The organism is Kangiella japonica (assembly GCF_039523535.1).
GTDB classification, from domain to species: domain Bacteria; phylum Pseudomonadota; class Gammaproteobacteria; order Enterobacterales; family Kangiellaceae; genus Kangiella; species Kangiella japonica.
The window spans coordinates 198,802-211,335 of record NZ_BAAAFM010000008.1 but is presented as its reverse complement, the minus strand read 5'-3'; the positions used below and the strand labels follow the sequence as shown (position 1 = coordinate 211,335).

Sequence of the window (12,534 nt, the reverse complement as noted above, 5' to 3'; positions counted from 1 at the left end):
TGATGTATGCCCCTTTTGTGTTTGCCTTTTTTCTGATTATCGAGCGTTGGCTTGCATATAATCGATAGCGAGTTGTGACAAAGCTTCCACACCTAATTTCATACCGGATTCATCAATAAAAAAGTCTGGTGTGTGGTGTGGCGCCGCTTTAGTGGCTGGCAAGTCTTTGGGTTTCCCGCCAAGGAAAAAGAATATTCCAGGGACTTTCTGCGCGTAAAAAGAGAAATCCTCAGCGCCTGTAATTGGATCAATGATTTGCACATTTTCAGCGCCAGCTACAGCTTCAAGCGTTGGTAGCATCTTATCCGTCAGCTCAGGATCGTTATAAGTCACGGGGTATGCGGAAGAAAAGGGTAAGTCCACTTCGACTTTAGCGCCCATAGTCTCGCCAATTAAAGTCGCTTTCTTGCGCACTAACTCATGGATCTGCTGACGGTCGTATTCGCTTAAGGTTCTGATGGTGCCCAACATTTCAACTTTTTCGGGGATAATGTTGGAGCGCACGCCGCCATGAATAGAGCCAACGGTTACGACAGATGCCTGTTGCGTTAGAGGCATGTGGCGACTAACAATGGTTTGTAGGCTGTTAATGATTTGCGAAGCGGTAACGATAGGATCGACCGAGTCCCAAGGTGTCGAGCCATGAGCTTGTTTGCCGTGAATGGTAATCTTGAAATCGTCTGAGCTAGCCATAATGCCGCGTTTGCGGACATTAATAGTGCCGACGTCTGTGCCAGCTGCAATGTGTAAGCCAAATATCACATCAACGTCAGGATTCTTGAGTACACCTTCTTTCACCATTAACTCAGCGCCACCTTCTTCACCGGGTGGTGGGCCTTCCTCGGCAGGCTGGAATATAAACTTAACCGTGCCAGGCAGCTCAGACTTCATGTTGGTTAGGATTTCAGCCACGCCCATCAATATGGCGACATGAGTATCGTGACCACAAGCATGCATAACCGGCACTTCTTTACCCATGTATTCGCTAGTTGCGGTAGAAGCGAAGGGTAAATCGACACGCTCTTTGACCGGTAGAGCATCCATATCGGCGCGAAGAGCAACGACTGGGCCTGGCTTGCCACCTTTTAACACAGCGACAACGCCTGTGTGAGCAACGCCTGTTTTTACTTCTAAGCCCAGTGATTTAAGGTGTGCGGCGATATACTGACTAGTTTTAAACTCACGATTACCGAGTTCTGGGTTTTGATGCAAATGGCGACGCCATTCGATAACTTTGTGTTCGATTGCCGCTGCGCCAGTCTGTATTTGTTTATGAGGATTTGCCTGACTGACAGGGTGCGCTATTGCTAATGCTAATAAGCCAAAGATAAGGGTCTTCATAGTCGCTCTCCGTTTTTTATTACTTTTACAGCCTTTGCTAAAAAAATGCAAACTGGTTCACACTTGCAAAAAATTGTCACAGGCCATAGATTGCAATCATCTATCCTCACTGTGCACATAAAATTAATAGAGAGCTAGCATGCTTCCACTTTTATACAACGGACAATACGCCATATTTGCGATTGTACTTTTTGTTATTATCTTCTCGCTAACGCTACACGAGTTTGGCCACGCATATTCCGCCAAACTTCTTGGCGATGACACCGCCGAAAAAATGGGCCGATTAAACCTAAACCCCATCAACCACATCGATCCTGTGGGCTTAATCGCCGTTGTTTTAATTGGTTTCGGTTATGCCAAGCCCGTTCCCGTAACGCACCGCAAGCTTAGAACTAACTGGGCGAGCGCCGCCGTAGCAGCCGCGGGACCACTGATGAACTTCCTTATCGCTTTAGTAGCCGTTAATTTACAAGCTGCGGCCTGGGTGTTTGATATAGGCGCACTACAGTCACAAGTCGCGCAAACCTCACTCACGTTCCTCGCCCTAATCAACATCCTACTGATGCTATTTAATTTATTACCGATAGGTCCTCTCGACGGACACTACGTTATGGAGTGGTTATTACCGAAGTCGTTAAAATATAAATACCACCAACTAAACGGCAAATACGGCACCATGTTCTTCATGGCCTTAATTGTGCTCAGTATATTAGGTGTACCAATTTTTAGTTTCTTATGGAGTGCCGCGCAGACTATGTCGGGGTGGATTAATTTTTTTGTTTGATACTTCATTTCACTATTGTATTTCGCTCTTTCAGCGAGTTACTTTCTCTTACGTGGTTAAGAGAAAGTAACCAAAGAGAAGACCACCCTATATTGAGGTCATGCAAGCATGACTTCCTAGCTTCCTCTCAAAATATTCAACGCACCAGAGTTTACAGCACTTCCCTGTGCTGAAAACTCTTATTAAAATCATCCAGATTTTAATTGCTATATTTTGATATGAATCTAGCTCAATATAAGGGCAGTAAGTTGCTTGAAAGTTCATTATTTCCCCTTGGAGTTAGCTGAGTGATAAAAAGTTATAGCGCAAATTTTGCTGTGACCAGCGGAAATCCCTTTAGGGAGACAGCTAAATTTAGTCAAAACGAATAGGTGACTTTATGGAATCCTCCGAAGGGGAATGTTGAGTTTGACGGCGCGTTAGTAACTTTTGTTAACGAAGGAAGCCTGAAAGGCCTAACGACGGGGTGGCATTCTTTTGGTTCCTTTTCTTAGCCATTTAAGAAAAGGAACTCGATAAAAATCGAAAACTGAGGTAGAAGAAATAACGAATAAAAAAAGCCGCTTACTTTTCAGTAAACGGCGTTTGCACGTCTTCGCGAAGGAGCGAAGCGACTGTGGCGATCACTTGCTATCTAGAGATTGCCTCGACTACCTTGTGGTCTCGGCAACTGCTCCTGCGTTGCTCTACCTCCTGCATCCTTGCAGTCGTCGCAATGACTGAAACATTAAACCTGTGAGTCGTGATGCTTCATTTCTTCAGGGCTGAAATCATCGACGTTGATAATCTCTAAGCGTGCTTCTTCGGCATCGATAACTAGCTGATACTCGTCTTGAGTAATGTGGCCAGCCTCGAGTGCTTCCTTGGCGAACGGAACCACTTGGTGGTTACCTGCACGTTTGCCGAGTGCTTTCGAGAATTTCTTGACGATAGGCTCCATTTCAAGCTGTAAGCGCAGTGCTTTATCCACTTTCCATAGGTTGCTGTATTCGGACTCTGATTTGTAAGCACCGTGAGTGAGCTCTTCACGCATAGCGCCTGGTTCTTGTAACTGGCGCGCGAGTTTACGCTGTAGCTTGTCTGATGGTGGCGAAAGCGGTAATCCCAGTGGGAAAACGACGAGTCTTAGGACTTTTCCTAACCAGCCAATCGGGAAGTTCTTTAAGACGCCATCAGCCGCCATTTGTGTTTCGTATAAGCAGTGCTCTAAAGACCACTGAACGATTTCTTTATCGTGCTCAGGGCGGCCCTTGTCGTGGTAGAACTTCAACACAGAGCTTGCGATATAGAGGTTACTTAGCATGTCACCTAAACGGCCAGAGATCATTTCGCGACGTTTAAGTTCGCCACCTAACACGCCCATGGTGACATCTGACAAGAAGGCTAGGGCGCTTGAGAAGCGAGTGATGCGCTGATAATAGCGACCTGTGAAGTCAGATTGTGGCTTCTTCACTAGTAAGCTGGCGCTTAATCCTAACCAGAAGGTACGGACTTTATTACTCATGGCAAAACCCAGGTGACCGAATAAGGCCTTGTCGAAGTCTTTAACGGCTTCTTTACGGTTTTCGTTTTGAGTCGCTTGAATTTCTTTTAAAACATAAGGGTGGCAACGAATTGAGCCTTGGCCGTAGATAATTAAGCTACGAGTTAGGATGTTAGCACCTTCCACCGTGATCGAGATTGGCGCGCCTTGATAGGCTCGTGCTGCGTAGTTCTTAGGCCCCATCATAACGGCCTTACCACCATGAATATCAACACCATCGCAGGCGATTTCGCGCGCCATGCCTGTGGTGTGACATTTCACAATCGCTGAGGCAACTGATGGCTTTTCACCACTGTCGATACCGGCTGCTGTGAAGGTACGAACGGCGTCGATAAGGTAGGTTTTACCCGCAATTCGCGCTAAGGCTTCCATCACACCTTCCATGTAACCGACAGGCACGTTGAATTGGCGACGGATTCGAGCGTAAGCGCCTGTAGTGTAGGCAATCGTTTTTGAGCCGCCGGTTGCGCTTGAAGGCAATGAAATGGCGCGGCCTGCTGATAAGCAATCGACCAGCATTCTCCAACCAAGACCTGCGTTTTTAGGGCCACCGATAATGTAGTCTAGAGGCACAAACACATCTTTACCGGTAGTCGGGCCGTTTTGGAATGGCGTGCTCATTGGATAGTGTCGATGACCAATTTCGACACCGTCAGTATCTGTTGGGATTAAGGCACAAGTAATGCCAAGCTCTTCTTTGTCACCAAGCAAACCTTCAGGATCATAAAGTTTAAAGGCTAAGCCAAGCAGGGAAGCAACCGGTGCTAGCGTGATATAACGCTTATCCCAAGTCAGTTTCATACCAATAACTTCTTCGCCATTCCACTGACCTTTGCAGATAACACCTTTATCAGGAATACCGCCAGCATCTGAACCAGCTTCTGGTGCTGTTAGTGCGAAACATGGTACTTCTTGACCTTTGGCTAACCGAGGTAAGTAATAGTCGCATTGTTCTTGCGTACCATAGTGCATTAAAAGTTCAGCAGGGCCTAACGAGTTAGGAACTGAAACGATACTGCCTGCTGTGGCGCTTAGCGAGTTAATTTTGGTTAGAACTTGCGACTGGGCATAAGAGGAGAAGCCTAGTCCGCCGTATTCTTTAGGGATAATGAAACTGAAGAAACCGTTGTTTTTAATGTATTCCCAAACTTCTGGCGGTAAATCACGATCAATGTGCGTGATCTGCCAGTCGTTAATCATGCTACACAGTTCTTCAACGGGGCCATCTAAGAATTCTTGCTCATCCTTAGTCAGCTTAGCTTTCTCAAAGCTATGGAAACGTTTCCAGTTCGGTTTACCACCGAAAACTTCAGCTTCCCACCACACAGTACCAGCGTCGAGTGCTTCCTGTTCCGTATCAGAAATTCGTGGCATGATACCTTTGAACACATCAAGCAATTTAGCTGACGCTTTTCGGCGAATAGGGCTTAGATTTAGTGGTAAGAAAATAATAAGGAAGATGGCCCAATGTACGTACGGGATACCGTCGTATAGGCTCCAAGCCACCAAAATACCAGCTAGAATTAAGCTCGTTATTTTTAGACTTGCGCGATGATAGAGCGCTATCATCAAGGTTAGAAGTAATATTATAGTTAACATAGCAACCTCTTGGATATTAAACTTCTTTCAGTCTAACATAACTGCTCGTACCAGTTGAAGTGAATTTTTAGGGATATGCTAATTGTGTTAAAGCGAATGTAAAGACTTGATGTTAAACAAGTTTTATAAGACTATGGCAAAGTTTTATAAAGGTTAATGGGGTAACTAGCGAATGAAACGTTTGGCAGTGGTGATCGTCCACGGGATTGGCTCAGAAAATAAGCATTACTCAACGGAGTTCAAGCACCGTGTTGTTGAACGTTATTTAAAGGGAAACGGGCATGATCGACGTGAAGACGACTTGTTGTTTCATGAAATCTATTGGGGCGATTTGTTGCAGCACGACAACGATGACCTGCTGGATAGCCTCGATTATCGCAAAGAACTGACCTATACGGCATTTCGTCAGTTGTTTATAGACTCCATGAGCTTGGGCTTGGCCTATAACCGGCATGACGAGCAGGGGCTTTATCAGCTTATCCATAACCGAATCGCCGAAAGCATGAAAAAACTGGCTTCACATCGACATGTAGATCCAGACAATACCCCTGTGGTGCTTTTAGCGCATTCCTTCGCTTCAGTTATCATGTCGCACTACATTCAAGACATCAACCAAGCTAAAGGTAATGAGAAGATTAGCCAGTTGAGTCATCTCGAGAGTTTCAGAACCTTGGCTGGTATTATCACCTGCGGTAGCCCTTTAGCGATTTATGACAGTTTGACTCAGCGCTTACCGAGCCCTATCGATAAAGTGGGTAGCGAAACTGACCCTGCGCTAATTGATCGTGTGAAGTGGCTAAATTTTTATGACAAAGACGATGTAGTCGCTTATCCTATGAAGAATATCAGCGACGAATACCAACGAGTGGTTAGCGAAGACTTAGAAATTAATGTCGGTAGCGCCAGAACATCCTGGAACCCAGCTTGCCATACTGGTTACTGGGAAGATAAAGACTTTTATCGTCCCGTTGCTGACTACTTGGGTGAATTAAGGGCTGTAAAAGAATTTTGGGATTCGCCTGACAATTAAATATAATTACTCTAAAAGATACAATCTATTATATTTTTGGAAAGAGTTTTGTCTGTTAAGAGTTCTGTTTGAAAAGAGTTCTGTCAAAGAGAGTTAAATTTAAAGAGAATTATGTCTGAAAAGAATTCGGCTATCGATCTGAAGGATTGCTTATTAAGCGATCTATCCAATATCAAAAACCTTCAGAAAGCCATTAAAAAGCGCACCCAACAACAGCTACCAGCGACTAAGCTCGAAGAAAAGCTTAGTAAGCTAATGCATGATTCGTCGAAACTCGTGCGCCAGCGCGACGCCATTATCCCCAAAAACATTGAGTATGATGATGGCTTGCCCGTCTCTCAATCCAGAGAAAAAGTTGCACAACTCATTAAAGAGAACCAAGTCGTGGTCATCGCCGGCGAAACGGGCTCGGGTAAAACAACTCAGCTGCCTAAAATCTGTCTTGAGCTAGGCTTGGGCCGAAGAGGGCGTATCGGTCATACCCAGCCGCGACGTGTGGCTGCCACCAGCGTTTCTCGTCGTATCGCTGAAGAGCTTAAGAGTGAGATTGGTCAGGTCATTGGTTACAACATTCGCTTTAATGATCAAACCAACGCCGTCACTCCTGTAAAAGTTATGACTGACGGTGTTTTATTGAATGAAATTATTCATGATCCGTTACTATTGCAGTACGACGCCATCATTATCGATGAAGCTCACGAGCGCAGTCTCAATATCGACTTTTTATTGGGTTATCTAAGGCAGCTTATCGAAAAGCGCTCAGACATTAAAATCATTATTACTTCAGCGACTATTGATGTTGAACGTTTTTCCGAGCACTTCAAAACGAATGGTAAACCAGCACCAGTGCTGGAAATTAGTGGCCGCACTTATCCTGTAGATGTTTGGTATCGACCTAATGATGAAGAAAATCCGCTACCACAAACTGATCATGTTGGTCATGCGGTAGAAGAAATTATGGCGCATGGGCCAGGCGATATTTTGATATTCCTGCCAGGAGAGGCCGATATTCGTGATACCGCAAAACACCTGCGCAAAGAAGCTTTTAAGAACTGCGAAGTATTACCACTATATGCTCGGCTATCTATGTCTGAGCAAGAGCGTATTTTTAAACCTTCTGGCGGAAAGCGGCGCATCGTACTTGCGACTAACGTCGCCGAGACTTCATTAACCGTACCTGGGATTCGCTATGTCATTGACCCAGGTTTGGCCCGTATTAGTCGTTACTCGGTTCGCAGTAAAATTCAGCGCTTACCGATTGAAAAAATATCCCAAGCTAGCGCAAACCAGCGTAAAGGTCGTTGTGGCCGTGTGGCTGAAGGTATCTGTATTCGACTTTATAGCGAAGAAGATTTTAATGAGCGCAAAGAGTTTACCGACGCAGAAATTTTAAGAACAAACTTAGCTGCGGTAATCTTGCAGATGAAGCAACTGAAGCTTGGTGATATAGAAGCGTTTCCGTTTATTGATCCGCCGGCGGATAGGCAAGTTAGCGATGGTCTTAACCTACTGAATGAGCTGCAAGCCATCAGCAAAGATAAAGAGCTGACTCATATTGGGCGACAAATGGCGCGATTGCCGATTGAGCCACGTTTAGCTCGCATTTTGCTGGAAAGTGAAGAAAAGAATTATTTAAGCTATGCGCTTGTTTTAGCAGCATTTTTATCCGTAAAAGACCCACGAGAGTGGCCATTCGATAAAAAAGAGCTAGCTCAACAAAGGCACGCAAAGTATAAGCATAAGACTTCTGATTTTATCGCCATTATCAATTTGTGGAACCACCTGCATGAGCAGCAGGCCGAGCTCAGCAATAGTCAATTCCGCCGTTATTGTGGCGAACAGCTAATTAACTTTAATGCGTATCGTGAATGGAAAAGTACGTATCGTCAGCTAAAAAGCCTGATGCAACAGACAAAATCCCACAAAAAGCTAACGCCTAAAGAGTGGCAGACTGCGGAGTTTGAGCAAGAAGACCCAGTGTTTTACCAAAACCTGCATCAAGTATTACTCAGTGGCTTGCTCAGCTTTATTGGCCAAAAAGACTTAGAAAAAGGCTATCAAGGCACGCGCCAAAGTAAGTTCATGGTGCATCCACAGTCAACCAACTTTAAAAAACAGCCAGCTTGGCTGGTGACTTTCGAGATTGTGGAAACGACCCAAGCTTATGCGCGGATGACGGCGGCTATCGAACCTCAATGGTTAGAGCAGATCGCTAAGCACCTCATTAAAACCCACTATTATGATGCGCACTGGAGTAAGAATCGGGGCGCAGTCGTTGCTGAAATGCAGCAAACCTTGCTTGGCCTGAAAATTGTTACCAATCGAACTGTTAATTACAGTGCTATTGAACCTGAGCTTTGCCGTGAATTATTTATCCTGCATGCGCTAGTTCGACAAGATTTTGAGTCGAAACAGCCTTTTCATAAACATAATGTACAGGTTAAGAAAGAGGTTGAGCAGGAAGTTGCTAAAGCTCGTCAAGCAGACCTATGGGCTGATGAAACCACTATCGCGCAATGGTTTGAGAATAAGCTACCAGAGCACATTAATAGCGTAAAAAGCCTCAATAATTGGCTCAAAAAAGATCCCAAAAAACACAATGCACTCATTAGTCTTTCGGCTGATGTTTTACTGCCACAAGCACAAGAAGAGGACAAAGGACTTTATCCAGAGTTTATTAAAGCAAAGGGTGTGGAGTTACCACTAAAGTATCACTTTGAACCCGGTCATGAAAAAGATGGCGTCACAGTACGCCTGCCGCAATCCCTTGTTGGGCAGTTTAGCGATGGGGATTTTGAGCGCTTAGTTCCAGGCTTGTTAGAAGAGAAAATAGAGTTTTTAATTCGCTCACTACCAAAACGCTTTCGTAAAAACTTTGTGCCAGTACCAACCTTCGCTAAAGCCTGTTATGAAAAGGTTTTAGAGAGCAAAGGGCGCTTGGTGGATATTATCACCAAACACTTATTCACCATGACGGGCGTGATTTTACCGCAAGAGGCATGGTCTGAATTAAATCTTCCTGAGCACTTTTTGATGCGCTTTGAAGTAGTTAATGATGCCGGAAAGTTGCTGTATAGCTCGCGAAGCTTAGAAGCTAAACCTCGTAAGGTGGAAAAGGCTAAGACGAAACCCTCGAAAAATATTAAGAATGTAACTTATACCTCTTGGCCAGAGGAATTTGTCCAGAAAGGCACTATGCAGGAAGCGGGGACTGATATTCCTATTTTTAACGCGATTGAGGATGCTAAAGATAAAGTTAGAATCATACCAGTCGTTAATCAGCGCCAAGCTGAGAAAACACACATTCGTGGCGTTTGTCGCTTAATGGCTTTGTCCGAAAGTAAAACCTTTAGTTATTTACAGAAAAAGTACCACAATCGACAACAACTTATGCTTGCCTGCGCTTCGTTATATTCGCCGGAGGATTTGATAAACGATGTCATGATGTCAGTGATAAAAGACCATGTATCTCGCAAGGTTCCTTATGATAAAGCTGGCTATGATAGTGTTTTGAAAGAGGTGCAAGAGAACATTGTGCCAGACTCTAACAAGATCTTAGATCAACTTGTTGGCACTTTAAAACAACGGAACGCCTGCTTGGCCGATGCCAAAGCTTTAGGAAAAAATTTCACAGCTGCTTATGTCGACATTAAGCAGCAGCTCGAATTTCTGTTTCAGCCAGGCTTTTGTTATCGTTTCGGGGCGGAACATGTTCGAGACTATGCACGTTATTTAAAAGCCATACAGCTTAGGCTGGAGCGTATTCAACATAATCCGCTCAAGGATTTGCAGATTATGCAGCAATACCAACCTTGGTTAGAGCAAGTAGAAGAGCTGGAGCAGAACCAGAAAATTCCGCAGTTCGAGGTTGATGAGTATGGTTGGATGTTGCAGGAATATCGAATTTCGTTATTTGCACAAGGCCAAAAGACACGCTTTCCAATATCGAGTAAAAGGCTACAAAAGTTTATCGATAACTTAAACCGTGAGTATATCTAGCGAGTCATTCTAAGTGGTTCTTTGCTTTCAATGACTCGATTTCGGCCGGTTTCTTTCGCTCGGTATAAGGCTTTATCAGCATCTTCGATCATATCGTTCAAGTTGTACTTAATGCTTGAACTGATGCCAATGCTAACCGTGACCTGTAGCTTATGATCTTCGGCATCTATTATTGCGTCGCTTATTTTTTCTCTAAGGTTATCAAAGTATTCCATCGAATTCTTCGAGGACATACCATTCATGTAAAGGCAGAACTCTTCACCGCCAAATCGCGCTACCACATCGGACTTACGTATTGATGTTTTTATAATTTGCGCCACTTCTCGTAATACAGCATCACCAACGGAATGACCATAAGTATCATTAACCGCTTTAAACTTATCAATATCGATCATGGCACAGGTAACAGCAGTCTCATGTCGCCAGGCTGACTCGTGCATTGCTTCGACCACTTCAAAGAAGTGACGACGGTTAGGTACATTGGTTAAGTAATCGAAGCTTGCTGCTGTGGCAAGTTTCTGGAAGGTGTTAAGACTATCGAGGTAAGAGTTTATGCGAAGATAAAACTCTTCGGCTAAAAAGGATTGCTTAATAATAAAATCATCAGCACCGTGTTTAAGGAAGTTAGCCGCCATAATAGTTTGCCCAGCACCAGACATCCCTAAAATGGCAAGCTCTTGCTTGCTGTAGATACGACGTAAACGTCGTGTTAGCTCACAACCATCCATACCCGGCATCTGATAGTCGGTGATGACCATCTTCACATCCGGGTGATATTTTACATACTCAAAAGCTTCTTTGGGATTGGTAAAATGGAGGACTTCGTATTTATGGACTCGTAGCAGAATTTGTAACAGCTTAGCTGACGTACGTGAATCTTCAACGATAACAATTTTATTGTCAGGGTTACGCTCAAGTCGAGTGAGCGTCTCGACGATTTCATTGATCACATAGCGATCGTTTTTAATGACATAGTCGACAACCTTTAATCGCCAGAAGCGAGAACGTAGAGAGGCTGTAATATCACTGATTAAGACAATCGTTGGAATATCCTGCTTCCTGAAGAGTTCTACTGCTTCGCCTTTTAGCGCATCGCGCAAGCGATAACTGACTAAGCAAGCATGGATAGTCTCAGGGTCAAGGTGTGACAATAGGGTAGATGCTTCTTTAAGAGTGCTACAACTAATAACACCAAAAGACGTGTGCTCTATAATCTGCTTTTCTACGATCGCGCAAAAAAACTTACTGTCGTCAACAACTATAACTTTCTTCATTACTTCCTTTTCCAGTATGGATATTCCTGCCGAGAATGATTATAGACAATCCCTGTCCAATTAATAGGCAATCTGTCTTATTTTATGTAGGTTGAGCGATAGTTCTCATACCAAAGTTTGGTAGCACCACAAACAGCCGCAGGCATAACCAACAGGTTTAGAATTGGAACCATGGTGCATAACATCACCAGACTACCAAAACCGAGCGTACCACTTCGTGATGTTTGTAAGGTTTTGAGCATATCGTTGAAAGATATTTTGTGGTTATCCATCGGATAATCAATATATTGAACTGACATCATCCAGGCGTTAAATACGAACCAAATGATGGGAAAGGCGATAGCACCAAGAATTGGTATAAAGAGTACTAAAAGGCACACCAATGCTCGGGGGATATAATATTTGAGCTTGGTCCATTCGCGTTTAAGCAGTCTTGGCGTGTCCTTAATGAGGTCTTTGAATCCCTGGTCTTCAATGGGAGCACCTTGATTGCCATGTTCAGCATGTAATTTTCGCTCGACCGCTTCAGCTAAGAGGCCATTGAAGGGCGCAGCAATCCAGTTCGCAATCATCGAGAAGAAAAAGAATATGAATAGAACTGCGCCAATGATGACCAGTGGCCACACGAGCCAAGCAAGGGCTGTGCCGAGCCATTCCCAAGCGCCCCAATTAGTAATAGTATTCTCTATCCAACTAGCCCACGAAGATATTTGATTTACAAGGTAAATCAATGCGATAGTTAGCAGAATTAAATTAATGCCTAAAGGGATAAAAACGTATCTTTTGATGCCTTTTTGGAGCAACATTCTGAAGCCGCTGGCTAAATAATGAGCACCTTCGAAACTATTTTGTGCCATAAAATGATTTTTTACACTTACTATGTGCTAAATGATTCAAAATAATTTACACTTAAACGCTTTAGAAGGTAACCCTAAAATTGTTACAGACCCTTACAGAAGTCTCT

At 44.0% G+C, this 12,534-nt stretch carries 7 protein-coding genes; 3 read left to right on the top strand and 4 right to left on the bottom strand.

The features are described 5' to 3' along the window. Nucleotides 1-36 precede the first annotated feature (36 nt). Entirely contained in the window at nt 37-1,341 is a 1,305-nt protein-coding gene (locus ABD128_RS10115) for an amidohydrolase (protein ID WP_343989793.1), read from the bottom strand. 139 nt (nt 1,342-1,480) lie between these two features. Between ABD128_RS10115 and ABD128_RS10110 the strand changes: the two genes are divergently transcribed. After that, nucleotides 1,481-2,125: a site-2 protease family protein gene (locus ABD128_RS10110; RefSeq protein WP_343989791.1), complete on the top strand. Its 645-nt coding sequence runs from the start codon at nt 1,481-1,483 to the stop codon at nt 2,123-2,125. A gap of 727 nt (nt 2,126-2,852) precedes the next feature. Here the strand turns inward: ABD128_RS10110 and ABD128_RS10105 are convergent. After that, nucleotides 2,853-5,267, bottom strand: coding sequence for an acyl-CoA dehydrogenase (locus tag ABD128_RS10105; protein WP_343989789.1), 2,415 nt, complete (start codon nt 5,265-5,267; stop codon nt 2,853-2,855). 172 nt (nt 5,268-5,439) lie between these two features. Between ABD128_RS10105 and ABD128_RS10100 the strand changes: the two genes are divergently transcribed. Both ABD128_RS10100 and hrpA read left to right on the top strand, forming a co-directional pair. Next, nucleotides 5,440-6,297, top strand: a complete 858-nt coding sequence (locus ABD128_RS10100; RefSeq protein WP_343989787.1) for a hypothetical protein — start codon at nt 5,440-5,442, stop codon at nt 6,295-6,297. Nucleotides 6,298-6,408: 111 nt separating this feature from the next. Continuing rightward, a complete protein-coding gene (gene hrpA / locus ABD128_RS10095; protein WP_343989785.1) occupies nt 6,409-10,296 on the top strand; it encodes an ATP-dependent RNA helicase HrpA in 3,888 nt (1,295 codons plus the stop codon). Here the strand turns inward: hrpA and ABD128_RS10090 are convergent. Both ABD128_RS10090 and cysZ read right to left on the bottom strand, forming a co-directional pair. Then, on the bottom strand, nt 10,293-11,570 hold the full coding sequence (locus ABD128_RS10090) for a diguanylate cyclase (protein WP_343989783.1): 1,278 nt from the start codon (nt 11,568-11,570) through the stop codon (nt 10,293-10,295). The two genes, hrpA and ABD128_RS10090, sit on opposite strands and share 4 nt — an antisense overlap. 77 nt (nt 11,571-11,647) lie before the next feature. Next, on the bottom strand, nt 11,648-12,427 hold the full coding sequence (gene cysZ / locus ABD128_RS10085; protein WP_343989781.1) for a sulfate transporter CysZ: 780 nt from the start codon (nt 12,425-12,427) through the stop codon (nt 11,648-11,650). Between the last annotated feature and the right edge of the window lie 107 nt (nt 12,428-12,534).

Coding starts and splice junctions, on each gene's coding strand:
- ABD128_RS10115 (WP_343989793.1), bottom strand. CDS start 1,341: ATGAAGACCCTTATCTTTGGCTTATTAGCATTAGCAATAGCGCACCCT.
- ABD128_RS10110 (WP_343989791.1), top strand. CDS start 1,481: ATGCTTCCACTTTTATACAACGGACAATACGCCATATTTGCGATTGTA.
- ABD128_RS10105 (WP_343989789.1), bottom strand. CDS start 5,267: ATGTTAACTATAATATTACTTCTAACCTTGATGATAGCGCTCTATCAT.
- ABD128_RS10100 (WP_343989787.1), top strand. CDS start 5,440: ATGAAACGTTTGGCAGTGGTGATCGTCCACGGGATTGGCTCAGAAAAT.
- hrpA (WP_343989785.1), top strand. CDS start 6,409: ATGTCTGAAAAGAATTCGGCTATCGATCTGAAGGATTGCTTATTAAGC.
- ABD128_RS10090 (WP_343989783.1), bottom strand. CDS start 11,570: ATGAAGAAAGTTATAGTTGTTGACGACAGTAAGTTTTTTTGCGCGATC.
- cysZ (WP_343989781.1), bottom strand. CDS start 12,427: ATGGCACAAAATAGTTTCGAAGGTGCTCATTATTTAGCCAGCGGCTTC.